We start from the raw sequence: 26,516 nt of genomic DNA, 5'->3' as shown, positions 1-26,516 counted from the left end.
TATGGCGCTGTAACCGAGACGAATTAATCAATTTTTATGCATCAAATAGCTGATCTAATTTCAATTTTTGAGCGCACTTTTTATCAAAGTCACAATACACGACTGATAAAAGGCGATTGTGAGCCTGTGTATTTACCAGCAACAGAGCAGGTGCCATATCACCAGGTTGTATTTGCGCATGGTTTTTATGCCAGTGCATTACATGAAATAGCACACTGGCTGGTGGCCGGTGATGCACGTCGGTTATTAGAAGACTACGGCTATTGGTACTGCCCTGATGGGCGCGACAAACAAAAACAAGCTGAGTTTGAAAAGGTAGAAATAAAGCCCCAAGCTATAGAGTGGTTATTAAGTACCGCAGCAGGGTTTAATTTTAATGTGTCGGTGGATAATTTAAACGGCGAGCAAACGTGTCGGTTTGATTTTCAGCAGCGAGTATATGCACGGGTATTATCGCTAATCGAAAATGGCTTTAACTCTCGTACAGAGTCACTTTTAAAAGCAGTGTGTGATTTTTACAATACACCGTGGCCCTTAACAGCGCAGCAATTTAAGTGGCAACATCCAAAGGAGCTTTGTAATGGCGTTTAAATTAGGCTTAATTGTAAACCCTGTAGCAGGTTTAGGTGGCACAGTCGCTTTAAAAGGCAGTGATGGCGCACACACAGCGGCAAAAGCAATAGAGTTAGGCGCAGAGCCAAAAGCAAATAGCCGAACAAAAGCAGCGCTTGAGGTGCTATTACCTTATAAAGAACGCTTAACCATTTACACTGTTAACGGTGACATGGGTGAGCAAACAGCAAAAGCTTTGGGCTTTAATGTAGAGGTTGTATATAACACTTCTGCAATAACAACCCCAGATGACACAGAACAAGCCGCAAAAATACTTAAAAACTCTGGTGTTGATTTAGTCTTATTTGCCGGAGGCGACGGTACAGCACGTAACATTTGCCATGCAATAGAGGATACCATTCCCGTACTTGGTATTCCCGCAGGTTGTAAAATTCATTCTGGTGTTTACGCTATCACGCCAAAGGCTGCAGGGCGCGTAGTCGAAATGCTGGTTAAGGGGGAGTTAGTTACCTTAGCCGATGCAGATGTAATGGATATAGATGAAGATGCTTTCAGGCAAGGCACAGTAAAAGCCAAACGCTACGGCGAAATGCAAACACCTAGCGAAGTACGCTATATGCAAGCGGTTAAAAATGGCGGTAAAGAAACCGACGAACTCGTACTTGCCGACATTGCAGCGCATGTTGTATCGCAAATGGATGAAGACACATTTTATATTATGGGTAGCGGCTCAACGGTTGAAGCCATAATGGAAGAAATGGGGCTTGAAAATACGTTACTTGGTGTTGATTTAATAAAAGATCAAACCTTAGTTGCCCAAGATTTAACGGCTAAGCAATTGCTTGAGCTTACACATGATCAAAGTACTAAGTTAGTCATTACGCTCATTGGCGGGCAAGGGCATATATTTGGCCGTGGTAACCAGCAATTGAGTCCTTTGCTTATACGCGCAATTGGCAAAGAAAATATTATTGTAGTAGCAACAAAAACAAAACTACTAGCGCTTAATGGTCGCCCCCTTATTTGTGATACAGGCGATGGCGAATTAGATGATGAATTAACCGGTTATATTAAAGTAACCACCGGATTTAACGACCATATTATGTATGCAGTAGGGCACCAAAACCTTGAAAATACAGGTGCTTTGCAAAACCAGGAGATTAATAAATGAGTTTAGTGAACTATATCGATGCAGCCCAGCAGTACTTCGATGATTTAGTAATAAAAGCAACTGACGATGAGTTATTTGCTGGCGGCTATTTACGAGGTCATTTTGATCTTGCAGTTGGTTATGCCGAAGTAGAAAAGCTGACAATCAGTATAGATGAGCTAAATGAAACTGTAGAGCAAAGCTTAGTTAAAGCATATCGCAACGGCGAGCTTAACGAAGAAGACAAGGCATTAGTTGCACGCTTGTGGGATGAAGTTAAAGCCCTCGCTTAACCCTAAGTGGCAAAAAAACACGATTTGTTTATCACTATCGTGTTTTTTTGTGCCCAAAACTTTTAAAGCACATTCCCATGTTAATTTACTGTTTTGTTTTTATGCGATATTGTTACTAAAATAAATTTTAGGAACAATAAAAATGAATAATAATCAAGACGCTTTACCTTCAGGGGTTGTAGCGCGTTCTTTAAATTTTGTTGAGCGAGTAGGAAATAAGCTCCCAGATCCAGCCGTAATATTTCTATTTGCAATGTTATTAATTTGGTTTTTGTCGTGGTGGTTTTCAGGCGTGAGCTTTGATGCAATAGACCCACGTACCGGTGAAGCGATTATTATTAATAATATGCTGGCAAGTGATTCGCTCGCTACTTTTTTATCCTCTATGGTAAAAACCTTTACTGGCTTTGCTCCCTTAGGTGTCGTTTTAGTAGCTATGTTAGGTGTCGGTGTTGCAGAGCATTCGGGATTTATTAATACCGGCCTTAAGTTAATGCTTAAAGTTACTCCTAAAAAGCTATTAACGCCTTCAATCATTTTAGTGGCCATTGTGAGCCATACCGCTACTGACGCAGGTTATGTATTAGTTATTCCACTTGCCGGTGTTATATTTTATGCAGCAGGACGCCATCCGCTTGCGGGTATTGCAGCTGCATTTGCAGGAGTCAGTGGTGGTTTTGGGGCTAACTTTATTCCATCGGGTATCGACCCATTGCTACAAAGCTTTACCCAAAGTGCGGCGCAAATAATTAATCCTGCAATAACAATTAACCCGTTAAATAACTGGGCATTTGCTTCAGCATCTAGCTTATTTATTGTGGCATTAGGCTGGTACATTACCGATAAAATTATTGAACCACGTTTACAAAAAACAGCAGTTGATGGTGCTAAAGAGGATTTACCTGTATTTGAAGATGCACGTAGTGATGATAAACGTGCCTTTTATATAGCCAGTACCGTGATGATTGCTGGACTTGCGTTATTAGCATTTGTCTCTGCTCCAGACGATTCTGCAATGCGCAGTAGTGACGGATCCCTTACTAATTTTAGCTCTCCTTTAATGCAATCAATTGTACCACTAATATTTTTACTTTTTTGGATCCCAGGCACTGTATATGGTTTTACGGTAGGTACCTTTAATACTTCAAAAGATATGATTGATGCTATGAGTAAAGCGATGAGCGGCATGGCATATTATATCGTCATGGCGTTTTTCTGTTCGCTATTTATTGCTGCATTTAGTAAATCAAATTTAGGTGCACTGCTCGCAATTGAAGGTGCGCAGTTATTAAAGGCGATGGAATTGCCAAGTGCAGTAACGGTTGTAGGCATTATCTTTTTAACTGGCTTTGTTAACTTGTTTGTAGGTTCAAGTTCAGCAAAATGGGCGTTACTTGGCCCCATTTTTGTACCGATGTTAATGCAACTTGGCATTTCGCCAGACTTAACTCAAGCCGCTTATCGTGTAGGTGACTCAAGCTCTAATATTATTACACCGTTAATGCCATACTTCCCATTAGTGGTGGTGTACTGTCAAAAGTATGTCAAAGGCACCGGTATAGGCACTTTAATTGCTATTATGCTGCCGTACTCAATTGCCTTTATGATTGGCTGGAGTATCTTTTTATTAGGTTATTGGGCACTTGGTATTCCTTTAGGTTTAGATGCAAGCTACATTTATCCAGCATTGCCTTAGCCTAAACCTTTATGAACCTCACTCACTTGAGTGAGGTTTTTAAATAAAAGTCCTGTAATGTAAAAGTAAGTCTAAGTTATCTTTCTAAATCTCTCACTATATAGCCAAATAAGCTGGCCTCTCCAACAATATACACATAATCATTTTTGTTGTTCATTATTGTAGACTTATCGTCATACCACCTAAAATCATGAATCTTATTCGTTTTAGGGTCTTTGAAGTATAAACGAGTACAGCTATCTTCATACTCAGTGCCACACTCTTGTACATCGGTCAGGATGTATTCTTTATACCAATAGTCGCCTTGTGTGTAGTAAGCCCATAATTTAATAGGATCAGAGATAAAAACATAGAGTATTCCAAAGATTAATAAAGGGGATAATGGGTACATGAAAATGGATGCTAATTTTATTTTAGTATCTGAGAAATTGTATTTAAGTGATTCTCTATATTTACTGCAGCGTTTATATTTATTGAATATAAGTATATTTAAATAGATAAATAGTGCACAACAGATAATAGGGAGGGTTATAAAGAAAACAGCGTCGTATAGTTCATTTGAGATGAATGGTGGATCTGTAAAGTCCATTAAAATAGGTATAGTGATGCATAATAAAATGGGGAGTACTATTGCTACAAAGAGCAAGTTGTCGTAAATCTTTTTCAATTTTTAATTCGTCCGTGAACTATAGCCTTTGTCTAGTTTACAGAATTTTTGTTATTTTAAAAATCTGAGAAATGTATTTATAGGCATTAAGCAACCCGAACTCAGGCTAAAAAAACTATCTCAAGCCGCTATTGAATTGACGCGAAAGTTTACTTTGTTTTCACTGTAGCAGCAGCTTAAAAACAAAAAAACCTTGTCACTTTCGTGGCAAGGTTTTTTTATTAAAGAGTCGTTGTTTATTTAGCTGTGAAGCTTACAGGGCGACGTTCTTTACGAGGACCGCTGCGCTTATCACCGCGTGCGCCGTCATCTTTATTAAAGCTGCGTTTCTTATCACCAGCTGGACGCTCAGAGCGTTCGCCACGTGGTTCAGCAGGACCTTGATCAGTTGTAATTGTTAAGCCCATAGGGCGTTTACAAATAAACACTTTTTGGAAGTGATCAAGTACATCTTTAGGCATGTTTTGCGGTAATTGAACCGTGCTGTGATTGTCGTGTAGACGAATATCACCAATAAACTTGCTTGAGATGTCAGCTTCGTTAGCGATAGCGCCAACAATATTTTTAACCTGAACACCATGTTCACGACCTACTTCGATACGGTACGTATCCATAGGACCTGCATCACGGCTGTTACGTTCGCGAGGTTTACGCTCAGCGCGTTCACCACCACGTTCGCCGCCACGTTCGTTACGACGTCCACGGTCACCACGATCGTTGCGTGAATTGCGGTCGTTACGCTCGTTACGTTCACGAGGTTGAATCTTAACTTCTTCAACTTTAATTGGCGATTGTTGCTGTGCTAAACACAGTAACGCACCCGCTAAGCTTTCAAGAGGAAGATCAAGTTTTTCAGCCATGTTAGTAGCTACTTCATTAAAGAACGTGATGTCTTTGTTTTCAAGCGCAATAGTTAATTTTGCTTGTAACGCTTCGATACGTTTTTCTTCAACAATTTTTGCTGTAGGTAATTCAACTTGAGCAATTTCAGACTTCGTATGACGAATGATATTTTTAAGTAAATAACGTTCGTTATGTTTTACGAATAAGATTGCTTTACCAGTACGACCAGCACGACCTGTACGGCCGATACGGTGAACGTAGGCTTCAGAATCTTGTGGGATATCGTAGTTGATAACTAAGCTTAAACGGTCAACATCAAGACCACGTGCCGCTACATCTGTTGCAATAACAATGTTTAGCATGCCACTTTTTAAGCGATCTACAGTGCGTTCACGTGCTTGCTGGTTCATGTCACCGTTAAGTGGAGCAGCAGAGAAACCTTCGCGCTCTAATAACTCAGCAAGTTGTACTGTATCGTTACGCGTACGTACGAAAACAATAGCACCTTCATATTGCTCAGCTTCTAAGAAGCGAACAATTGCTTTATTTTTATGTACGCTTGCATTCCAAAACACTTGCTCAACAGATGATACTGTAGAGTTACGCGCAGAAATATGAACCTGTTCAGGGTTATTCATATACTTGCTGCTGATGTTTTGAATTTGCTTAGGCATAGTCGCAGAGAAAAGACATGTTTGCTTTTCGCGCGGTGTTTTTTCCATGATGCTTTCTACATCATCGATAAAGCCCATACGTAACATTTCATCGGCTTCATCAAGTACAAGTGCTTGTAGAGCATCAAACTTGATAGTGCCACGGTTAATGTGATCGATTAAACGACCTGGAGTTGCAACAATAACCTGAGCGCCACGACGAAGTGCGCTTAATTGGATACTGTAGCTTTGGCCACCATAGAGTGCCAATACTTCAATACCACGAACATGTTTAGCATATTGTTCGAATGCCTCAGCAACTTGGATCGCAAGCTCACGTGTTGGTGTGAGTACAAGGATCTGTGGCTGTTTCACAGACGGGTCAATATTATTTAGTAATGGCAGTGCAAATGCTGCGGTTTTACCTGTACCCGTTTGAGCTAGTCCCAGTACGTCCTTTCTTTCTAGCAATAACGGTATACATTGAGCTTGGATTTCAGATGGTGTCTTGTAACCCAACTCTTCAACTGCCTTCAAAATTGCAGGAGAAAGATTTAGAGATTCAAACGTGACTGGTTCTGACATTAATACGCCTCAACGAATTTAAAGAGGCGCGCATTATATAGGATTCGCGAGGCAAATGCTTGTATAAATTGAAACTAATTTCTATGTGTTTGATGTTGGTCGAAATTTAACCAGTTTGATTTGGGGTTTATTAAACTGGTTAACATATTTAATACAACGCTTATTTGTACAAGCCTAGGTTTTCTTTTGCGTAAGCTTCAAATTCTGTAAATCCACCGATGTGATTTTGATCCACAAAAATTTGTGGAACGGTAGGGCAAGGTTTACCAGCTGACTTTTCAAGGTCGGCTTTACTAATGCCTTCTTTAATTATATCGATGTAGCGAAATTTAAAGTCATCACGTTCATTTGATAGTTGCTCCGCAACATCTTTTGCACGAACACAATATGGACAACCTTCACGGCCAAAAATTACAGTTAACATAGCTTTCTCCTCAATTTGATTAAAATCAGTTTAAATGATTGAAAAATTATTTAAAGCAAAAAAAATCGATTACACCATTCTAATAAAAACTATAAATCATATATTGCATAGTAATATGATTTGCAAAATGCGAATGAGAAACTAAAGCGCTGTCTGTCTAATACTTAAGTATATGAATGCAAGTGTGTTTACAAGAACTAATTTGTGGCACATAACTTGATGATTAAGAGCTATACATTGGGTTAACGAGAATACTTTATGAATATTAATAGTCACGTTTTAGAAATTATCCAAGGGGTAATCGGTAAATATTGTAAAACCCAAAATCGAAATTTTTCAGTTACTTTAATTAACAAGTTGCAATGTAACTACGTTTGTTTGCAAATCCCTCTTGAGCAAATGATTGCGCAATGCGAGGAATTTCTGATTCCAGCGCTAGCATCTGTAAAGCAGAGCTTTTTACTTAACCTAGAAGCAAATATACAAGGGGTTAGCCTTCATTACCAGATTGATGATTCTGAGCAAGTAAGCACGCTGGATTTTCATGGGCTTTTAGCAACAAAAGAGTCTGTTAGTTTGGCACTTGATATTAGCCAAAATATAGACGTTCTAACTGATTGTGAGGCGTTATTTAAAAGTTGTTTAATAACATCGGATAATACCCATGAGCGCTTTGGCTTAAATTTTAAATTATTCAATAGCACTTTTAAGGAAACGGTACAGATTGAGGATTTACGTCACCTTAGTGGTGATGCGCTAACTGATAAACTAAATGGTGACAGCATAAATAGACACATAAAGTTATGCACTATTAGCGACATTAGTGAGCTGAGCCAAGAGAACAAACTATCTAAAAAAATATTAGGTTGGCCATTTTTTGATACTGACCTCATTACCATTTTAACAACATTTCATACGCAAACACGTTTATCTGTATTAGTGGCGGATGATAGCTTACCAAGTCAAATTGCAACAAAAGTGATGCTCGAAATGCTGGGCTGCTTAGTAACATGTGCAGAAAATGGCGCTAGTGCCTTAACGCTTGCTCAAAATGAACCATTTGATTTACTGCTCTTAGATGAGCGCATGCCAGGAATGTTTGGCAGTGACGTAGCACAGCAATTGGTGCGTCAAAATACCCCTAATAATGATACACCCAAAGTTATTTTAACTGGGCTAACAGGGGATGAGCAGATAGCTGAGTTATTTGAAAAAGGTATTACGCACTATTTACAAAAACCAGTGACCAAAGCAGTGCTTGAAAAGTTTATTAAACCTTGGCAATTAGCGTCTTAAATTGGTTAATAAGGTGGCAATGATGCATGACTTTTCTAAAACAGCGCTTATTTTGATTGGTTTTCAAAATGATTACTTTTCACCAAAAGGTATTTTGTATGACGTGGTTGAAGAGTCGTCAAGAATTACTGGCGTGGTAGAAAATACACTCTCTTTATTGGCCGCCTGTGCAGAGCATTTTGCGCTAGTTGTTAATACACCCATTCATTTTACACAAAACTACAGTGAGCTTAAAAATCCGATTGGCATATTAAAAGCTATTGCAGATGTGGGCGCATTTAAAGCAGGTTCGTACGGCGCTCAAACCATTGAGCAGCTAGATTTTTTTAGCAATGTTATAGAAATGGTGCCTGGGAAAAGAGGTTTAAATGCTTTTACACATACTGCTCTAGCGCAAAAGCTCAAAGAACATGGTGTCACTAATGTAATTTTAGCCGGTACGGTGACTTCTATTTGTATTGACTCAACTGCGCGAACGGCTGTTGAACTTGGTTTTAACGTCACTATTTTAAGTGACTGTACATCGAGTCGCACTCCTTTTGAACAAACTTTTTACTGTGAAGAGGTTTTTCCTCTTTATGCGCGAGTTTGTGATAGTAAAACTTTTGTTAAGCATTGGAGAGAGCATGGATAACAACGATGAACTACAAGTGCAAATCCAATATGCATTGGTCGAAAAGCTCTCCAATAGTAATCGACGTCAAGCAAAGCTATTAGCTATTTTAGATGAATGTATTTTTGAGTGTGATAAACATTTAAATCTTACCTATATTAACGAAGCATGGGAGAAGAAACTAGGTTACTCAAGCGATTCATTAATTGGTTCTAATATTACTAAGTTAATGAATTGTGACGATATTATGCATTTTGTTGCATACAGTTGTTGTTTGCTTGAAGGAAAGCAGACTCCTAGTGTAGAAATACAAATAAAAAATAGTCACGGACTCTTAAACTGGTTTGAGTTGAGGCTAGTTTATGATGAAAAAAGCGGTTTTATAGGTTCACTTTATGACATTCAACGTCATAAAGACTCACAACTTTTGCTTACACAACAGCAAAAATATGTAAAACGCTTATCGCTTGTTGCGAGCCATACAAATAACTTAGTGATAATTACAGATAAATTTGGCGTAATTGAGTGGGTTAACAATAGTTTTGAAGTACTTACAGGTTACACCTGTGATGAGGTTATAGGCACCAGTCCTGGTCAATTACTGCAAGGGCCAAAAACATGTGAAAAAAGCCGTAAGGTCATGTCTCATGCCGTAAAAAATGGACTTCCTTTTCAAGTTGAAACTACAAATTACGATAAAAACGGTAATATTTATTGGGTTGCTATTGATGCAAACCCAGTGCGAGATGATGAAGGCCAAGTAAAGCACTTTATCGCTATAGAAACTAATATTACGCAGCGAGTTAAAGCCGAACAAGCAATGGCAGAGATAGAATATAATTATCACTCTGTCGTTGATAATATCCCTGATATTGTTTTACGCCTTGATACATTTGGCAATCTATTATTTATAAATCAAGCATGGCAGCGAGTTCTACACAGCAAGGTAGATGAGAGCCTTGGCTTACCTATAATTAAGTTTATAGCAAAAGAAGATGTAGAAAAAATTAGTAGCACTTTACTTGATTATAAACAAGGTAAGCGTGACATTCGTCGCTTTGATATACGTTTAATTAATGCACAAGGTATAAATAACTGGGTCGAAATTACACTTACTCCAATTGTTGGTGGCTACGAAAGTGATTTATCATCAATTGCTGCGACACTTGTGGATATACAAGAGCGTATTGAAAGCGAGCAAATATTACTTGAAGCTAAACATCAGGCAGAAACCCTAGCGGAGTCAAAAAGCCGATTCATGGCAAATATTAGTCATGAAATTCGCACACCATTAAATGCTGTGATTGGATCTGCAGATATTTTGCATCATACCGGTTTAACTTCTGAACAAATGCGCTATACACAAATGATTAAAACAAGTTCTGACGCGCTATTAAGTGTATTGGACGATGTATTAACGTACTCACGTTTTGAAGCACAAGCCATAACACTAAATAATCAGCCATTTAGTATTGATACGTGTATTGAAGAAGCAATAGATATAATTTCCCAAAGCGCTTTACAAAAAGGGCTTGAGGTTATTTTTGATTTTTATCCTGATGTACCAGCTCAAGTAATTGGTGATCATGCCCGTATAAGACAAATAGTCATAAATTTATTAGCCAATGCGATTAAGTTCACTCAACATGGTGTAATAACGGTTACTGTTAAGTGCACTCATATTGAAGGTAATAATTTAAACCTTTATATATCTGTAAAAGACACGGGTATGGGAATTGCAAAAAATAAAATTGACAGTATGTTTATGCCTTTTATTCAATCCGATAATTCAATTACTCGAAAGCATGGTGGCAGTGGCTTAGGGCTTGCGATATGTAGGCAAATTTGTGATGTGGTAGGTGGAGATATTTCGGTTAGTTCTGAGTTTAATAAAGGAAGCGAGTTTATAGTTAATTACCCGCTGCAAATAGACACAACTGACTCAATTTTAAGAGAAGGGTTTGCAGCACGAAGTAAAAAGCCAAAAGTATGGATAGTAGGAAGTCACGAAATTCTAAAAACAGCCTTGGAGCATACGCTCACTCGGTTTTCTATCACTTTTGAACACTACGAAGTATGCCCAGATATACCCAAGTACGATAGTTTTCCTGATGCAATTGTACTAACTGATCCTCAAATGTTAGCCCAAACACGCGAGCGTATAAATACATACAACTCCCTTAATTCACCGTGTTTACTCATCCTAGATTTGCTAGGTAAAAGCTTATTACCGCAAAATATTAACGACAGAGAGCTTAGGTTAAATGGCCCTTATAAAGTATCCCATGTACTACGGGCAATTAGTTTATTAGAAGAGCAGTTGTTTCATTTGGATATTATATTTACCAATCGTGAGCAAAAAGAAACTTTAGAAAGCCCCTTAGGGTTAACTCAGTTAAGCGGAACCAAGGTATTAGTTGCTGAAGATAATACGAATAATCAAATTGTAATTCGGCAGTTTTTAGAACAAAAAGGTTGCCGTGTACATATTGTTAGTGATGGTCAAGAGGCAATAATAAAGGCGCAAAACGATGAAATTGATATTATTTTTATGGATATCCAAATGCCAATACTCGATGGGATTTCTGCAACTAAAGCAATCAGAAAGTTAGGTATAACCACCCCCATAATAGCACTCACTGCAAATGCGATTCATGGTGATAAAGAGCGATTTATAGACGCGGGGATGAATGACTATTTAGCTAAGCCAATTGTAAGTGAGACACTTTATTTATTACTTGATAAATATGCCCCAGAGCAGGTTATTGAATCTAAAAATTTAAAGCTCTCTCGTTTAGCGCAAGTGTGGGAAAAGCTGAGTTGAGCAATGAAGGCTAGGGTTTGTTAAACGTTTAGGGTTAAGTTTGTAGCAGTGTGTTTGGTATTTAGGCAAAGTTGAGCCTATGCAGTGTGGTTATTTTCCATAAATGGGCGATAACGTAGCATTAATGCCAAACAGGCGCTGCCCAAAGGTTTCTTCCTAAGGGCTATTTACTCTTTGTTGCCAACATGGATGTAGGTAAGGGGCGTGAGCAGAACGCGGAAGCTTTGCTCGGTCTTACATCGATGTAAGTCAGTAGGGTAACGCAGGAGCAGTTACCGATCCCGCTAGGTTATAAACCTCGCGCCGCGATTAAACCGCCTGTAGTTTGAACGAATTTTAATCCGCAAAGATCAACAGACAATATAAAAAGTGGGTTTGTGTTGCATAAAACTTGATAAACGGAGAAATTAACCTAGTATTTTAGGGGTAAGTTAAATTTATTTTTTAGTAATTAATGAGTGTTTTTTAGTGTGTTTTTTTTAATTTGATTCGCAAATTGCAATTCAAAATAAAAATAAAATGTTATGAACTTTATTTAAATACTCAATCATACCTTTAATTTATTTTAACGACATGATTTTGTAAGGTTTTTACTTTTTTGTAAAGTTGTTATCTGGTTGGCACGACTTTCGCAATATATTAAATATCAAATCAAGACGAATTTAGTTAAATTTTTAAGGGGTGCAATATGCAAACAAACACAAAAGCCAAACAACAGCCTAAAGGTAACAATTGGGTACTAACACCTGAAATTATGGTTTTGTCAATTTTGCTTGTTGCCACTTTAGTAATAGGTATAACAGTTTTACGAGGTAGCGATTCGATTGAACCGCTGGCAGATATCCAGCCAATTACTTTTACACAAGCTGATGTTGAAAACGCTCAGTTGATGAGTAATACGTTTGACTCGCAAAATACCAACTATGCACAACATGTAACTTCTTCTAAAAACGAAAATAACGACACTCTTTCAAACTAGAGACTTTTGCGCAGGTAACTATTTATAGTTGCCTGCGTTTTTTTATGTTCCTACCACCAATTTAATTTTTTATCCCTCCCCATAAAATTATTTATTTTCTCTTAAATTTAGATGGTGCTTAACCTAAACAGGGTTTTATCAAAGCTTTCTCTTTTCTCAAATACAATTGCTAATATTAGCTTTGGTCAGTATCTATTAACTGGCTTATCTGTGTTTTATAAGCTCGATTAAGCGCTCACATTGCCAATGTAGCTGCATTGCAAACTGAATTGCAAAATGCGAATGAAATGGGAGAAGTAAATCCATTTAATATTCTAATTTAACTACCTGTATATATTGGTTTTTATTTCTGTTTTTTTGTATTTAAAATGGCCTGTAAATTGCTCTTTAATATAATAAGTCACTAAGAGTGAAACCGGAGCAAAATCATGAGTGCGTTTAAATACCTAGAATCGGAAAAACCAGTCAATCTAGCAAGATGGCATGAGTTAGAGAGGATCATGTCTGATTCAATGCAAAATAATTATTTTAAAATGGTTTATCAACCGCTTGTATCATTGGGATCTGGAAAGCTGGTCGGCTTTGAGTCGCTAGTAAGGTGCCAATCACCGCGCTTTGGCATTGTTGGCCCTGATGAGTTTATCCCTCATGTAGAGCAATCGGGAATGATTTTAGAATTAGGTGACTGGATTTTTGAGCAATGTTTGTCTGATTTAAAACATATGCGGCAGTTTGGTATGACAGATATTGCTGTTTCATTAAATATTTCACCGGTACAAATCTTAGATGGTGATGTGTTTGCAAAAGTAATGTCTTTGCTAGAAAAGCACCAAATACCACCACAGGCTATTAAAGTCGAATTAACGGAAACAGCGCTCATTCATAGTCCTGATAAAATAGCTAAGGCGTTTGAAAACTTCCATAAAGAAGGCGTAAAGGTGTGGATTGATGATTTTGGCACTGGGTATGCCTCTTTAGGTTTACTTCGTCAATTTGATATTGATGGTTTAAAAATTGATCGCAGTTTTGTAAGTGGTATTGCAACTAATAATGAAGACTTTACGTTATGTAGCGCAATTATTGCGATGGCTCAACGATTGGGTTTACAAACGGTAGCAGAAGGTATTGAAGAGAATGAGCAATTACAAATATTAGAACAACTTGGTTGCGATATAGCTCAGGGGTACCTGCTAGATAAGCCGCAAACGTTAACTAAAAGTATTGATACTTGGGCTTTGTAAATGTTTATATTCATTTTGATTTGCAAAATGCAAAAAACAAATTACTCTTAAACTACAACTCTTACATATTATTAGTGTACGAAGTTTTAACTTACACAAAGGTTATCTATGCCCATATCAGAGCAGTTTGTCGATAAAAGTATTACCGAGCTAAATGTATTAACTCAACTCGAAAAGGATGTTGGGACAACTGTGTTAGCTCGTTTAATTAAATTATTTATTGATGAATTAGTTACTATGGCTAACCAATTAGATACGGCAATTAGTAGTGAAGATACTATAAAAATTAAAGAAGTAATGCATGTCTTAAAAAATTCAGCAGCTTTATATGGTGCATCTGCTTTAGCTGCGTTAGCAACACAATTACACGATTCGCCACCGTCAACTACACAAGAAAACTTGCACGCAGCGCTTGTTATTAAACACAACTTGGATAAAACCCGAGATGCGTATCAAATAATGAGTAATAGTATAGCTATCTAGGAGAAAGCCGTGTCAGATATAATCGATAAAGGTCTTGTTTATATAGTTGAAGATAGCATTGCCAGTGGTGCTTTATATGCAAGTCAGCTTGAACAGGCTGGTTTCCAATGCAAACACTTTACAGATGGGTACTCTGCTTTAGTACGTATTAAAGAAAAAATGCCAGCGGTCATAGTACAAGACGTATGCTTGCCAGATATAAGTGGGCTTGAGGTATTACAATTTGTAAATAAGCAGAAAAATCCTGCTAATGTAGTCATGATCACCTCAAACAGCTCTATTGATATTGCAGTGGAAGCAATGCGTTTAGGCGGTTTTGATTTTTTAGAAAAACCTTTCACAAGTCAACGACTCATTAGTTCAGTAGAAAGTGCCTTGACGCCAAAAGAGCAAGTTAAAGTTCAACCATTGGTTAAAAACAGAGATAAAAATCAAGATTTTGTTGGTGAATCACTGGCAATGAAAACCGTTTTTAGATTACTTGATAGTGCAGCTAGAAGTAAAGCGTGTGTATTTATCACAGGTGAAAGTGGAACCGGTAAAGAAGTTTGCGCACAAACCCTTCATGATACAAGCCCGAGAAATACAGGACCATTTATTGCCATAAACTGTGCAGCTATCCCTGCTGAGCTATTTGAATCAGAATTTTTTGGTCATGTTAAAGGTGCGTTTAGTGGGGCATTAAGCGATCGAAAAGGGGCTGTTGAAGTGGCCAACGGCGGTACCTTATTTTTAGATGAATTATGTGAAATGGAACTTAACTTACAAGCAAAGTTATTACGCTTTTTACAAACAGGCATTTTTAGTAAGGTGGGTAGTAGTGAAGTATTACACAGCGATGTTCGTTTAGTCTGTGCAACAAACAGAAACCCTATCATAGAGGTTGCAGAAGGGCGTTTTAGAGAGGATTTATATTACCGTTTAAATGTTATCCCCGTAAAGCTCCCCCCTTTAAGAGAACGCGGAGGCGATATATTACTGCTTGCTGAGTATATTTTGAAACAAAAAAGCGATAATAATGCAAAGCATTTTACTGGTTTTTCTGATGAAGTTAAGGCGCTTTTTTGTAATTACGATTGGCCAGGAAATATTCGCGAACTACAAAATGTAATTGAAAACACCGTTGTTATTAATGATGGCGATGTAATTGAAAAAGACATGCTACCAAGCTCATTTGGATTAGGCGCTGTTAAGCATTCGATATCCGCTAAGTCAGTTCACAATACAAACGAGCAGAGTGTTCAATTATCGCCTATGTCTGTTCACGATATAGAACCTTTGTGGCAAGTTGAAAAAAGGGCGATTGAAAATGCAATTAAAAGTTGTGAAGACAATATTCCTCTTGCTGCTGCTTATCTAGGGGTTAGTGCATCTACCATTTATAGAAAAATAAAGGGATGGTCTTAAAGTTATAATCGATTTTTAATTACACTTTTCAGGTTGAATTAATAAAAGTTACCCTAAGCTCTATGGGTAAGAGCAAATTAATTTTTAATCTGAAACAGTAAAAGGAGATCGCAATGAGTAACACTAGTTTAAAACCTGCGGATATTATGCCATCACTAGTAGTGAGAGATGTTGATGAGAATAAGGTAGATTTAGTTGATAGAGTAAGTGACTCTCCCTGGAAAATGATTGTTGTTTATCGAGGCCAGCACTGCCCTAAATGTACTGCGCAACTTAACGAGCTTGCTAAAGTTCATAAAGACTTTAAAGATGCTGGTGTTGAAGTGGTTGCAGTAAGTGGTGATAGCCATGAGCAGCTTAATAAACATCTTGAAAAAATAGATATTAACTTCCCAATTTACTATGGTTTAACAATCGAACAAATGACCGATTTAGGGCTACATATTAGCGAGCCTCGCAGTGATGCAGAAACTGATCATCCATTTGCTGAGCCAGGCATTTTTGTACTTAATGAAAAAAATCAGCTTCAAATGGTCGATATATCAAACAGCCCATTTGTTCGTCCTGATTTAGAGCAACTGCTAGGTGGAATTAAGTTTTCTAGAGAAAACGACTATCCAATCCGAGGCACATTTATTAAATAACATTCATTTTCATGGTTTCAAAAGGCACTTTTTAGTGCTTTTTTTATTTATTTTTAATTTTTTTAAATTAATCTCTTGAAAACAATTTTACCGTCCATATATAGTTAAGTAGGACGCCTGATGGGTCCTTAATTAAACTTAAACAATTGAAATTTATACTATTAATTAAACTTTGCTTGAGCTTGTTCAATAGAAGAGCACATGCAAAATATCGCTTAAATATGAGGATATTATTATGCGTACAGTAGACTTATCACCACTTTATCGTTCATTTATCGGCTTCGAACATTTAGCATCACTTATGGATGCGGCAGCTAATACAGATAAGCAGCCAAGTTTTCCTCCTTACAACATAGAAGCACTCGATAAAGACAAATACAGAATCACTATGGCCGTTGCCGGTTTTAGCGATAACGAATTAACCATTGAGTCAGAAAATAACACATTAAAAGTTACAGGTACTAAAGCAAATAAAGATGAAAACGCAGAGCGTAAATTTATTCATCAAGGTATTGCTGAGCGTAACTTTGAACGTAAATTCCAGTTAGGAGATCATGTAAAAGTACTTGGCGCAGATTTAGCCAATGGCTTACTAAGTATTGACTTAGAACGTGAAATCCCTGAAGCGCTAAAACCACGTAAAATTGAAATTGGTAATAGCAATCTAATAGAAGGTAAATAATCTTCTAAAGTACATATTCCCCTGATTACTTAGCCGCCTCATTCGAGGCGGCTTTTTTGTTTACAGCGCTTCTAAATTATTAAGGTAGTAGGTTGCTTGTTGCAGCGTTTGTTCTTGGAGTGTTTTTTCTTGTTTATCCCAATTTTTATATACCATACCAATACGTGGGTTCTTTTCTAGCCTGTCTCTGTGTTTATTCATGAAATGCCAGTACAGGCTATTTAGCGGGCAAGCTTTATCACCTACTTTTTGTTTAACATCGTACTGACAGCTTTTGCAGTAATCGCTCATCTTATTAATGTAGTTACCGCTTGCAGCATAAGGTTTAGTCGCAATTATTCCATCATCGGCAAACTGGCTCATTCCTCGGGTGTTGGGCATCTCTACCCACTCTATGGCATCAATATAAACACCTAGGTACCAGTTATCTACGTTATCAGGGTTTATTCCTGTAAGCATGCAAAAGTTTCCAATAACCATTAGGCGTTGAATATGGTGGGCATAAGCGGTTTCAAGGCTTTGTTTTAATGAGTGGCTTAGGCAATTCATTTTTGTTGAGCTGTTCCAAAAATAAGATGGTAGTGTGTTTTTGGCTTGTAATTGATTTTTAACAGCGTAGTCGGGCATGTTAATCCAATAAATGGCACGTACATATTCTCTCCAACCTAATATTTGCCTAGTAAAGCCCTCTACTTGCGAGAGGGATATTTCACTTGGTCTTTGTTCGTATTCTCTTATTACACGTTTGATTACATATAACGGGTGGAGTATTTTTGCGTTTAGGGCAAACGATAATCGGCTATGGTACAAGCTGGTATTATTTTTACTTTGATCTGTCATCGCATCTTGAAAGTGACCAAAGCAACTAAGTAAATGCTCGCAAAAGTATTCGAGAGATTCAATGGCTTGTTTACGCGTTGTTGGCCACTCTAGTTTCTGATCGGCTATTTCGCCAAAGTAAACGATCTTGTGCTTATTTAAGCGAGAAATGATGTTCTTAACATCATTATTGAATAGCTTAGGTTTTGGTATACACGCTAAGTCAGCTTTGGAAAATTTATTACGATTATTACTGTCAAAATTCCATTTGCCACCGGTTGGCTTAGTATCATCAATTAATATATTAAACTGCTTACGCATAGCACGATAGAAGTGCTCCATTGTCACATGCTTGTTTTTTGTAAAGCGTGTTTTTATATCGGTGAACGGTAATAAAAAATGTTCAGTATCTGTGGCAATTACATCAAATGAGCCATCACTTTTAAACTTAGCTAATTGAGACTTAAGCCTAAACTCATCAGGATATTGATATTCAATAGTTTCGCATTGGTATTTATCAGCAATTCGCTTGAGTAATTCAATTAAATCTTTGTCGTCAGCTGTATCGTCAAGTGTTAAATGCAAAACATTAAATCCTGCCGTTTTTAATGCAGTTGCAAAGTTTTCCATAGCATTAAAAAAAGCACACAGTTTTTGAATGTGATGCTTAACGTAGTTGGTTTCTTGTTTTAATTCTGCGATGAGATAAAGCGTGTCGTCGTCTTTTTGTTTATACCATGAATGAGATGGGTTTAGCTGATCGCCTAATATTAATCTAAGTGTTTTATGATAGGTCATAGTAAAGCCAAATTTTTTTATACGGACATAGTTAATTAAACGATCGTTTTAATATTTTATAACAAGCAAATAGGAGTAATTAAGTGCATAACGACAATAGTTTGCTGTTTTTAATGCTGGGGATTAGTTGTTTCTTGAGTTTAATAATGGATTAGTAAAACGAATAGAAGCGTTAAATAACACAATACATTGTGCTGTTAGCAATAGGGCAAAAAAGTTTAACCGCATATCAAGGCGTTTTTGACCATGGTGTTAAAATGAGCATAATTAAGGGGAGATTAAGTAAATTAAGTCTCCCCCCAATTGAATATCTAAATTTTATTACTTTGCTTTTGCTGCATTCTTTGTTGTAACGAAACCACGTTGGTAACGTTGAAAAGAACATTGCTTGCAAAGCTTTCAAAGTACCTAAGCGCTTTTTTCCAAGCGAGTTGACTCTCAGTAGTAAAATGCTTACCAAGGTGCTCTTCAAGGGTTTCGTAAAAAGCGTTAGATAAAAGGGCAATGTCACTGTGTGAAGCGCCGCTTTTTTTTAGATACATTAAATGGTGAGCTAAAAAAGGAGCTACCGATGCTGGTTTATCTAAATGTTTAACAATTCGTTCTAACACGCAAAAGAGGGTAAAGCTCTTTTCGTTAAACTGTAAGGCCGTCGGGTAATTCATCTCAATACTAGATTGGGCTAATTTACTATGAAACTTAGCCGTAAACGCATGAAAGTTAGGCTTAATAATTGTTAAGTTATTTAATAATGCTGATTGTTGTTGATTCATTTTTATCTCGTTGCAGTGAGTAATAACTATTATTATCAAGTAGGAATAAAGTTGATTATAGCGGGCAGTTCAAATTCTGCACGTTTTTTTAGTGTGAAAGTATGGCTTTTTGTTATATCTATTTACTTTCTGGTAATTAGTGAGCCTTTAAAACGTATTTTAAGAGTTATTAAACTTCAGTTTATCTGATTTTTATCCTGAAATAATAAGCTACTACATTTTATGACTCAAGTATGGGAATTTTATAAAGTTGGCTGATTACTTATGTTACTTACATATACATTAAATTAGCATCTTGACGAATTGCAAATTTTATAAACTAATTGCGTATTATAGTTGCTAATTATCCTGTACATCCTTATAATAGCGGCCATTGTTTAGCGTGTTGTATAACAGCTAACAGCGATATTAAATTTAAGGTTTGATATCTATTGGCGCGGGATGGAGCAGTCTGGTAGCTCGTCGGGCTCATAACCCGAAGGTCGTCGGTTCAAATCCGGCTCCCGCAACCAATTCTACTAGTAGGTATTACCTTACTAATTTATATCGCGCATTCTAAGTAATGCGCGTTTTGCGTTTTAGGCTATGTAGTTTAATTAGGTCAGTTTACTGACTCGCGACCAAGCTTGGCCCTCGGCCACACAGTTTTATGCTTTATTGGTGTGACGCCCCGCTTGGTTCGGGGCGTTGTTGTATCTGCACCTTACGATTTGTGGCAATTGCTATCAAATTAAAATTTAAACTCAGTATTTTAGGGCTATAAGCCCTTTTTTTGTTTGTATGGAGGATTTTCGTGACAAAACTTGAACAAGATTTAGTAACCATGTTAACGCCTGCGGTAGAAATGTTAGGCTTTGAGTTGCATGGTCTTGAATTTGTACAAGCGGGTCGCCATTCTACCTTAAGAGTATATATTGCTCATGAGGATGGGATCTCAGTTGATAACTGTGCGGATGCCAGTCGCCAAATTAGTGCGATTTTAGACGTCGAAGACCCAATTACAAATGAATATGATTTGGAAGTATCGTCTCCTGGTGTTGATCGTCTATTATTCAAACAAGATCACTACGAGCAGGCGCAAGGAGAGGAAGTACGCGTGCGTACTAAACTTCCACAGGATGGTCGTCGTAATTTTAAAGGCGACTTAGTAGCAGTTAGCAGCGATATGATCACACTATCTAGCGATGGTGCAGAGCATCTGATCATGCTTAGTAACATCGAACGTGCGAATTTAATCGCGAAGTTTTAAATTCGAGTGCGAAGGAATAGGGCAAGCGAGGCATTACCCATGGCAAAAGAGATATTATTGGTTGCTGAAGCCGTTTCCAATGAGAAAGCGGTTCCAAAAGAAAAGATTTTTGAAGCTCTAGAGTTCGCTCTAGCGACAGCGACAAAGAAAAAACACGATGGCGAAATTGAAGTACGTGTAGCAATTGACCGTAAAACCGGTGATTACGATACGTTCCGTCGCTGGCAAATTGCCGCTGTATTAGAAGATGGTTCTTTAGAGAACCCATACAGCGAAATCACTCTAGAAGCAGCACAGGTTGAAGAACCTGATTTGCAAATGGGTGATTATGTTGAAGAGCAAATCGACTCAATCAAATTTGACCGTATTACAACACAAATGGCTAAGCAAGTTATCGTACAAAAAGTACGTGAAGCTGAGCGCGCTTTAGTTGTTGAAGCATACAAAGATCAAGAAGGCGAGCTGGTAACGGGTGTTGTTAAAAAAGCAACTCGCGATGCAATCGTACTTGATTTAGGTAACAACGCAGAAGCGGTAATTTACCGTGATGACATGTTGCCACGTGAAAACTTCCGCCCGGGTGATCGAATCCGTGGTCTTTTATATGAAGTTAAACCTGAAGCACGCGGTGCACAATTATTTGTAACGCGCTCTAAACCTGAAATGCTAATGGAATTATTCCGCATTGAGGTGCCAGAAATTGGCGAAGAGATGATTGAGTTACGTGCAGCTGCACGTGATCCAGGTTCACGCGCTAAAATTGCTGTTAAATCTAACGACAAACGCATTGATCCAATTGGTGCATGTGTTGGTATGCGTGGCGCACGAGTTCAAGCTGTATCGTCTGAGCTTGGTGGTGAACGTGTTGACATCGTACTTTACGATGACAACCCAGCACAATTTGTTATCAATGCAATGGCGCCAGCAGAAGTTGCTTCAATCGTAATGGATGAAGACACTCACTCAATGGATATCGCTGTAGAAGCCGATAACCTAGCACAAGCAATTGGTCGTAATGGTCAGAATGTTCGTTTAGCAAGCCAATTAACTGGCTGGGAACTAAACGTAATGACTGTTGAAGACATGCGTACCAAAAATGAAGCTGAATCTGATAAGTTACTTAACTTATTCACTGAAAATTTAGATATAGATGATGAGTTTGCATCATTACTTATTAACGAAGGTTTCTCGACACTTGAAGAAGTGGCGTATGTACCTGCGTCTGAATTTTTAGAAATTGATGGTCTTGATGAAGAGACTGTAGATTTATTGCGTTCACGCGCAAAAGATGCATTGACAACTAAAGCACTTAAAACGGAAGAAAGCTTAGATGGCGCAGAGCCAGCTGAAGACTTACTTGCGCTTGAAGGCTTAGAGCGTCACTTAGCATTTGTTATGGCAAGCAAAGGTGTTGTTACACTTGAAGACTTGGCAGAGCAAGGTATTGACGAATTAGTTGATATCACAGAACTTTCATCTGAAAAAGCGGGTGAACTGATTATGGCTGCACGAAACATTTGTTGGTTTGCAGACGAGTAATTTATTAACGGAGGTATTACACACTATGGCAGAAGTAAATGTTGAAAAACTAGCCGGCGATATAGGTACAACTGTTGATAAATTGCTACAGCAGTTTTCACAAGCAGGTATCACTAAGCAAGCAACTGATAACGTAACAGAAGCTGAAAAAGCAACGTTACTTGATCATTTAAGCAAGCATCATGGTGGTACAGGTTCAGATGGCCCAGCGCGTATGACTTTACAACGTAAGAGCAAAAGCACATTAAGTGTGACTGGTTCTACGGGTAAAGCTAAAGATGTTCAAGTTGAAGTTCGTAAAACACGTACCTACGTGAAGAAAAGCGCAATGGAGCAAGAACAAGAGCAAGCACGCTTAGCCGCTGAAGAAAAAGCCCGTCTTGAACAGCAACAAAAAGCTGAACAAGAAGCCGCAGAATTAAAAGCGAAACAAGAGGCAGAACGTAAAGCGAAAGAAGAAGCTGACCGTAAAGCCAAAGAAGAAGCTAAACGCAAAGCTGATGCAGAGCGTAAAGCGAAACAAAAGCAGATGACCCCAGAGCAAAGTGCTAAGTCTGAGAAAGATCGCATAGAAGCTGAGCGTCTACAAAAAGAAGCAGAAGAGGCCGCATTGAAGAAAGCTGAAGAAGAAGCGAAACGTCAAGCAGAAGAGGCAAGAAAGCTAGCTGAAGAGAATTCAGCACGCTGGAAGAAAGAAGAAGAAGAACGTAAGAAACGCGAAGAAACAGCGGATCACCATCTTACGACTTCAACTTATGCACGTGAAGCAGAAGATGTTGCCGATGCTCGTGATGAGCAAGGCACTCGCCGTGCTAAGAAAAAGAAAAAAGCGCCAGCAAAAGATAAATTTGCAGCGTCAAGAGGCCGTAACAAGTCTAAATTAAAAGCACCAGCATCGCTGCAGCATGGTTTCCAAAAACCAACTGTTGATGTTAAAAATGAAGTGCGTATTAGCGAAACAATTACAGTAGCTGAGCTTGCATCACGCATGGCTGTTAAAGGCGCTGAAGTTGTTAAAACAATGATGAAAATGGGTGACATGGTTACTATTAACCAAGTGATCGACCAAGAAGCTGCACAACTAGTTGCAGAAGAAATGGGTCACAAGGTTATCATTGTTAAAGAAAACGAATTAGAGCAAACAGTACTTAACGACCGCCATGAAGATGGTAAGTCAGAGCCTCGTGCTCCAGTAGTAACTGTAATGGGTCACGTTGACCATGGTAAAACATCGACTCTAGATTACATTCGTTCTGCGAAGGTTGCTTCTGGCGAAGCCGGTGGTATTACACAGCATATTGGTGCATACCATGTTGATGTAAACGGCAATATGATTACCTTCTTAGATACTCCAGGACATGCTGCATTTACATCAATGCGTGCTCGTGGTGCTAAAGCGACAGATATCGTAATCTTAGTGGTTGCAGCAGATGATGGTGTTATGCCACAAACTAAAGAAGCGGTACAGCACGCACGTGCAGCTGGCGTTCCTTTAATCATTGCTGTAAACAAAATGGATAAAGAAGGCGCAGATCCAGATCGCGTTAAAAACGAACTAGCTCAGCTAGACGTTATCCCTGAAGAATGGGGCGGCGATACGCAGTACGTTCATATCTCAGCTAAAACTGGTCTAGGTATTGATGACCTTCTTGAAGCCGTACTTATGCAATCTGAGCTTTTAGAGCTTTCTGCCCCTACCGAAGGTATGGCTGCAGGTGTTGTTATTGAATCTCGTCTTGATAAAGGCCGCGGTCCAGTTGCATCAGTACTTGTTCAATCTGGTACGCTTAACCAAGGTGACATTGTATTATGTGGTCTTGAGTATGGCCGTGTTCGTGCAATGCGCGATGAAAACGGTAAAGACATCAAGTCGGCAGGTCCATCTATTCCAGTGGAAATTTTAGGTCTTTCTGGTATTCCAGCTGCGGGCGACGAAGCAACTGTAGTTAAAGATGAGCGTAAAGCGCGTGAAGTTGCTTTATACCGTCAAGGTAAGTTCCGCGATGTTAAACTAGCACGTCAACAAAAAGCTAAGCTTGAAAACATGTTTACTAACATGACTGAAGGTGATGTTTCTGAAGTTAACGTGGTACTTAAAGCAGACGTTCAAGGTTCTATCGAAGCAATCTCTGATTCACTAACTAAACTTTCTACTGATGAAGTAAAAGTGAAGATTGTAGGCTCTGGTGTTGGTGGTATTACTGAGACTGATGCGACATTAGCTGCAGCGTCTAACGCAATTGTAGTTGGCTTTAACGTTCGTGCTGATGCTTCTGCTCGTAAAGTGATTGATACTGAAAACTTAGACCTTCGTTATTACAGCGTAATTTATGCCTTAATCGAAGAAGTTAAGCAAGCAATGTCAGGCATGCTAGCACCTGAGTTTAAACAAGAAATCATTGGTCTTGCGCAAGTTCGTGACGTATTCAAGTCTCCAAAAATTGGCGCAATTGCTGGTTGTATGGTTACTGAAGGTGTTATTAAACGTAGCGCTCCAATCCGTGTACTACGTGAAAACGTGGTTATCTATGAAGGTGAACTTGAGTCACTTCGTCGCTTTAAAGACGATGTTGCTGATGTTCGTAACGGCATGGAATGTGGTATCGGCGTTAAGAACTACAATGACGTACGTGTTGGTGACCAAATCGAAGTATTTGAAACAGTTGAAGTACAACGTACTCTTTAATTGTTAGCTCGCTAAACTAATAAATGGGGGCTTAGCCCCCATTTGTGTATCCATTATTTAATTAGCTTATTATTAAATTTCAATAAGTTATGATTTTAGGACAAATGCAATGAGAGAATTTTCTCGCACTGATCGTGTTGCACAGCAAATCCAAAAAGAAATTGCTGTAATTTTACAACGCGAAATTAAAGATCCACGCTTAGGTATGGTGACAGTGTCAGCGGTAGAAGTATCGCGTGATTTATCTTATGCCAAAATTTTCATCACTGTGTTTAACACACAAGATGAAGATGCAGCTAAGCAAAGCGCTAAAGTACTTAATGAAGCAACGGGTTATATTCGCTCGTTACTTGGTAAGCGTATTCGTGCTCGTATAATGCCTGAGTTAAAGTTTGTAGTTGATAATTCACTGATGGAAGGTATGCGTATTTCTAATTTAGTGGATTCTATTATCCGCGAAGATAACGCAAAGCATGTCGATGAAGATGTAGAAAGTGTTGATGCTGATATTTCAGATAGTGAACAAAGTACTAAGCACGTAGAAGATACAGATAGCGAAGAAGGCACTGATACAGATGGCAAAGCGCAGTAAAGGCCGTGCAGTTGACGGTATTTTGTTGTTAAACAAACCGCAAGGCATTTCATCAAATAAAGCTCTGCAGCAAGCGAAAGGTGTTTATTTTGCACAAAAAGCTGGCCACACTGGGGCTTTAGACCCGCTTGCTACAGGTATGCTGCCAATTTGTTTTGGTGAGGCGACTAAGTTTACGCAGTTTTTACTCGATACAGATAAAACCTATATCGTTCGTGCAAAACTGGGTGAGCGTACAACAACATCAGATTCTGATGGCGAAATCGTAAGCACGAAAGATGTGAATGTGACGCGTGAGCAGTTAACAAAAGAAATTGCAGCTTTTGTTGGAGAGTCAGATCAATATCCATCAATGTACTCAGCACTTAAGTATCAAGGTAGACCATTATATAAGTACGCACGAGAGGGTATTGAAGTCCCTCGTAAATGCAGAAAAATAAATGTGTTTAGCTTATCGTTTGACGAATTTGATGAACAAAACAACGTATTACAAATGACGGCTCATGTATCAAAAGGGACGTATATTCGTACAATCGTTGATGATTTGGGCGAAAACCTAGGGTGTGGCGCACACGTTATAATGCTTCACAGAACTGCTGTTGGTCAGTATCCGGCAGATAAAATGGTTTCGCTTGATGAAATTGAAGCGTTGCTTGCTAAAGCGAAAGCAGAAGAGCTTGCGCCTTCTACTTATTTAGACTCGTTGTTATTACCTATAGACACTGCTTTAACTGATTTACCTGTTATTGAAATTTCGAAAGAGCAGGGCAAAGTATTTAGTCATGGGCAAGCAGTCGAGTTACCTGAAGCTTTACCTGAGGGGGCAATTAAAGTTGTTGCGGATGGTGTGTTTATTGGTACTGGCGAGCGCAACTCAAGTGGCCATTTAAAGGTTAAACGTGGTCTTGCTAGCCAGCAAGATGATTACGTAAAGCCTGAATAAGCAATTAGTGTGCCCAGCAGTGGCTTATTAGTTGTAGATGGAAATAATTAACTTGTAGTTATTC

Annotated in this window: 23 protein-coding genes and 1 tRNA gene; 19 read left to right on the top strand and 5 right to left on the bottom strand. The window is 38.4% G+C overall.

The annotated features are described in order from the left end of the window. Positions 1-36: 36 nt before the first annotated feature. The 4 genes from H5116_RS05030 to H5116_RS05015 all read left to right on the top strand — a co-directional run bounded on the left by H5116_RS05030 (position 37) and on the right by H5116_RS05015 (position 3,712). The gene (locus H5116_RS05030; protein ID WP_182695803.1) at positions 37-591 is read left to right on the top strand and encodes an elongation factor P hydroxylase; all 555 of its coding nucleotides are present in this window, start codon (positions 37-39) and stop codon (positions 589-591) included. After that, positions 581-1,744: an ATP-NAD kinase family protein gene (locus H5116_RS05025; RefSeq protein ID WP_154903375.1), complete on the top strand. Its 1,164-nt coding sequence runs from the start codon at positions 581-583 to the stop codon at positions 1,742-1,744. Before H5116_RS05030 ends, H5116_RS05025 begins: the two co-directional genes overlap by 11 nt. Next, the gene (locus tag H5116_RS05020) at positions 1,741-2,016 is read left to right on the top strand and encodes a YfcL family protein (protein WP_024596509.1); all 276 of its coding nucleotides are present in this window, start codon (positions 1,741-1,743) and stop codon (positions 2,014-2,016) included. Before H5116_RS05025 ends, H5116_RS05020 begins: the two co-directional genes overlap by 4 nt. Before the next feature lie 142 nt (positions 2,017-2,158). Next, positions 2,159-3,712: an AbgT family transporter gene (locus H5116_RS05015; RefSeq protein WP_182715666.1), complete on the top strand. Its 1,554-nt coding sequence runs from the start codon at positions 2,159-2,161 to the stop codon at positions 3,710-3,712. A 76-nt stretch (positions 3,713-3,788) separates the two neighbouring features. Here the strand turns inward: H5116_RS05015 and H5116_RS05010 are convergent, their stop codons facing one another. The 3 genes from H5116_RS05010 to H5116_RS05000 all read right to left on the bottom strand — a co-directional run bounded on the left by H5116_RS05010 (position 3,789) and on the right by H5116_RS05000 (position 6,884). After that, the gene (locus H5116_RS05010) at positions 3,789-4,379 is read right to left on the bottom strand and encodes a membrane protein (RefSeq protein ID WP_024596511.1); all 591 of its coding nucleotides are present in this window, start codon (positions 4,377-4,379) and stop codon (positions 3,789-3,791) included. 236 nt (positions 4,380-4,615) lie between these two features. Then, complete coding sequence (locus H5116_RS05005; RefSeq protein ID WP_024606656.1) at positions 4,616-6,460, bottom strand: DEAD/DEAH box helicase; 1,845 nt, start codon at positions 6,458-6,460, stop codon at positions 4,616-4,618. A 160-nt stretch (positions 6,461-6,620) separates the two neighbouring features. Then, positions 6,621-6,884 (bottom strand): GrxA family glutaredoxin, encoded by a 264-nt coding sequence (locus tag H5116_RS05000; protein ID WP_024595981.1) that lies wholly within the window; start codon positions 6,882-6,884, stop codon positions 6,621-6,623. A 258-nt stretch (positions 6,885-7,142) separates the two neighbouring features. On the opposite strand from H5116_RS05000, the gene H5116_RS04995 reads away from it, so the two are divergent. From H5116_RS04995 to H5116_RS04955, 9 genes are all read left to right on the top strand, one after another. Continuing rightward, positions 7,143-8,180, top strand: coding sequence for a response regulator (locus tag H5116_RS04995; RefSeq protein ID WP_024595980.1), 1,038 nt, complete (start codon positions 7,143-7,145; stop codon positions 8,178-8,180). Between the two features lie 22 nt (positions 8,181-8,202). Beyond that, a complete protein-coding gene (locus H5116_RS04990) occupies positions 8,203-8,814 on the top strand; it encodes an isochorismatase family cysteine hydrolase (protein ID WP_182715665.1) in 612 nt (203 codons plus the stop codon). Continuing rightward, complete coding sequence (locus H5116_RS04985) at positions 8,807-11,617, top strand: PAS domain-containing hybrid sensor histidine kinase/response regulator (RefSeq protein ID WP_182715664.1); 2,811 nt, start codon at positions 8,807-8,809, stop codon at positions 11,615-11,617. Before H5116_RS04990 ends, H5116_RS04985 begins: the two co-directional genes overlap by 8 nt. 688 nt (positions 11,618-12,305) lie before the next feature. Next, a complete protein-coding gene (locus tag H5116_RS04980) occupies positions 12,306-12,596 on the top strand; it encodes a hypothetical protein (RefSeq protein ID WP_182715663.1) in 291 nt (96 codons plus the stop codon). A gap of 500 nt (positions 12,597-13,096) precedes the next feature. Further along, the gene (locus H5116_RS04975) at positions 13,097-13,837 is read left to right on the top strand and encodes a bifunctional diguanylate cyclase/phosphodiesterase (RefSeq protein WP_024595976.1); all 741 of its coding nucleotides are present in this window, start codon (positions 13,097-13,099) and stop codon (positions 13,835-13,837) included. Positions 13,838-13,945: 108 nt separating this feature from the next. After that, positions 13,946-14,320: an Hpt domain-containing protein gene (locus H5116_RS04970; protein WP_039489282.1), complete on the top strand. Its 375-nt coding sequence runs from the start codon at positions 13,946-13,948 to the stop codon at positions 14,318-14,320. 9 nt (positions 14,321-14,329) lie between these two features. Further along, positions 14,330-15,727: a sigma-54 dependent transcriptional regulator gene (locus H5116_RS04965; protein WP_182715662.1), complete on the top strand. Its 1,398-nt coding sequence runs from the start codon at positions 14,330-14,332 to the stop codon at positions 15,725-15,727. 113 nt (positions 15,728-15,840) lie between these two features. Then, positions 15,841-16,371 carry a peroxiredoxin-like family protein gene (locus H5116_RS04960; RefSeq protein WP_024595973.1) on the top strand — a complete coding sequence of 177 codons (531 nt, stop codon included), beginning with the start codon at positions 15,841-15,843 and terminating at the stop codon, positions 16,369-16,371. Between the two features lie 235 nt (positions 16,372-16,606). After that, entirely contained in the window at positions 16,607-17,053 is a 447-nt protein-coding gene (locus tag H5116_RS04955; RefSeq protein ID WP_024595972.1) for an Hsp20 family protein, read from the top strand. 60 nt (positions 17,054-17,113) lie between these two features. On the opposite strand, the gene H5116_RS04950 is transcribed toward H5116_RS04955, so the two are convergent. Further along, entirely contained in the window at positions 17,114-18,670 is a 1,557-nt protein-coding gene (locus tag H5116_RS04950; protein ID WP_182715661.1) for a cryptochrome/photolyase family protein, read from the bottom strand. A gap of 311 nt (positions 18,671-18,981) precedes the next feature. Beyond that, positions 18,982-19,443: a globin domain-containing protein gene (locus H5116_RS04945; RefSeq protein WP_002958480.1), complete on the bottom strand. Its 462-nt coding sequence runs from the start codon at positions 19,441-19,443 to the stop codon at positions 18,982-18,984. Between the two features lie 435 nt (positions 19,444-19,878). On the opposite strand from H5116_RS04945, the gene H5116_RS04940 reads away from it, so the two are divergent. From H5116_RS04940 to truB, 6 genes are all read left to right on the top strand, one after another. After that, positions 19,879-19,955: transfer RNA gene (locus tag H5116_RS04940), tRNA-Met, on the top strand. Between the two features lie 281 nt (positions 19,956-20,236). Continuing rightward, positions 20,237-20,692 (top strand): ribosome maturation factor RimP, encoded by a 456-nt coding sequence (gene rimP / locus H5116_RS04935; RefSeq protein ID WP_002958482.1) that lies wholly within the window; start codon positions 20,237-20,239, stop codon positions 20,690-20,692. A 39-nt stretch (positions 20,693-20,731) separates the two neighbouring features. Further along, positions 20,732-22,231, top strand: coding sequence for a transcription termination factor NusA (gene nusA / locus H5116_RS04930; protein WP_002958483.1), 1,500 nt, complete (start codon positions 20,732-20,734; stop codon positions 22,229-22,231). Between the two features lie 25 nt (positions 22,232-22,256). Continuing rightward, a complete protein-coding gene (gene infB, locus H5116_RS04925) occupies positions 22,257-24,917 on the top strand; it encodes a translation initiation factor IF-2 (protein WP_002958484.1) in 2,661 nt (886 codons plus the stop codon). Positions 24,918-25,026: 109 nt separating this feature from the next. Then, complete coding sequence (rbfA, locus tag H5116_RS04920; RefSeq protein WP_002958487.1) at positions 25,027-25,509, top strand: 30S ribosome-binding factor RbfA; 483 nt, start codon at positions 25,027-25,029, stop codon at positions 25,507-25,509. Next, positions 25,493-26,452: a tRNA pseudouridine(55) synthase TruB gene (gene truB / locus H5116_RS04915; RefSeq protein WP_002958489.1), complete on the top strand. Its 960-nt coding sequence runs from the start codon at positions 25,493-25,495 to the stop codon at positions 26,450-26,452. The genes rbfA and truB overlap by 17 nt, the downstream gene beginning before the upstream one ends. Positions 26,453-26,516 lie beyond the last annotated feature (64 nt).

Origin of the sequence: Pseudoalteromonas sp. SG45-2 (genome assembly GCF_014164115.1) — a bacterium.
GTDB lineage: Bacteria > Pseudomonadota > Gammaproteobacteria > Enterobacterales > Alteromonadaceae > Pseudoalteromonas > Pseudoalteromonas distincta.
Note: the sequence above shows the minus strand (reverse complement) of the source record. Positions and strands in the feature narration are given on the sequence as shown.

Bases quoted from the DNA above. Each gene is read 5' to 3' on its own strand.
- H5116_RS05030 (WP_182695803.1), top strand. From the start codon at position 37: ATGCATCAAATAGCTGATCTAATTTCAATTTTTGAGCGCACTTTTTAT.
- H5116_RS05025 (WP_154903375.1), top strand. From the start codon at position 581: ATGGCGTTTAAATTAGGCTTAATTGTAAACCCTGTAGCAGGTTTAGGT.
- H5116_RS05020 (WP_024596509.1), top strand. From the start codon at position 1,741: ATGAGTTTAGTGAACTATATCGATGCAGCCCAGCAGTACTTCGATGAT.
- H5116_RS05015 (WP_182715666.1), top strand. From the start codon at position 2,159: ATGAATAATAATCAAGACGCTTTACCTTCAGGGGTTGTAGCGCGTTCT.
- H5116_RS05005 (WP_024606656.1), bottom strand. From the start codon at position 6,460: ATGTCAGAACCAGTCACGTTTGAATCTCTAAATCTTTCTCCTGCAATT.
- H5116_RS05000 (WP_024595981.1), bottom strand. From the start codon at position 6,884: ATGTTAACTGTAATTTTTGGCCGTGAAGGTTGTCCATATTGTGTTCGT.
- H5116_RS04995 (WP_024595980.1), top strand. From the start codon at position 7,143: ATGAATATTAATAGTCACGTTTTAGAAATTATCCAAGGGGTAATCGGT.
- H5116_RS04990 (WP_182715665.1), top strand. From the start codon at position 8,203: ATGCATGACTTTTCTAAAACAGCGCTTATTTTGATTGGTTTTCAAAAT.
- H5116_RS04985 (WP_182715664.1), top strand. From the start codon at position 8,807: ATGGATAACAACGATGAACTACAAGTGCAAATCCAATATGCATTGGTC.
- H5116_RS04980 (WP_182715663.1), top strand. From the start codon at position 12,306: ATGCAAACAAACACAAAAGCCAAACAACAGCCTAAAGGTAACAATTGG.
- H5116_RS04975 (WP_024595976.1), top strand. From the start codon at position 13,097: ATGTCTGATTCAATGCAAAATAATTATTTTAAAATGGTTTATCAACCG.
- H5116_RS04970 (WP_039489282.1), top strand. From the start codon at position 13,946: ATGCCCATATCAGAGCAGTTTGTCGATAAAAGTATTACCGAGCTAAAT.
- H5116_RS04960 (WP_024595973.1), top strand. From the start codon at position 15,841: ATGAGTAACACTAGTTTAAAACCTGCGGATATTATGCCATCACTAGTA.
- H5116_RS04955 (WP_024595972.1), top strand. From the start codon at position 16,607: ATGCGTACAGTAGACTTATCACCACTTTATCGTTCATTTATCGGCTTC.
- H5116_RS04950 (WP_182715661.1), bottom strand. From the start codon at position 18,670: ATGACCTATCATAAAACACTTAGATTAATATTAGGCGATCAGCTAAAC.
- H5116_RS04945 (WP_002958480.1), bottom strand. From the start codon at position 19,443: ATGAATCAACAACAATCAGCATTATTAAATAACTTAACAATTATTAAG.
- nusA (WP_002958483.1), top strand. From the start codon at position 20,732: ATGGCAAAAGAGATATTATTGGTTGCTGAAGCCGTTTCCAATGAGAAA.
- infB (WP_002958484.1), top strand. From the start codon at position 22,257: ATGGCAGAAGTAAATGTTGAAAAACTAGCCGGCGATATAGGTACAACT.
- rbfA (WP_002958487.1), top strand. From the start codon at position 25,027: ATGAGAGAATTTTCTCGCACTGATCGTGTTGCACAGCAAATCCAAAAA.
- truB (WP_002958489.1), top strand. From the start codon at position 25,493: ATGGCAAAGCGCAGTAAAGGCCGTGCAGTTGACGGTATTTTGTTGTTA.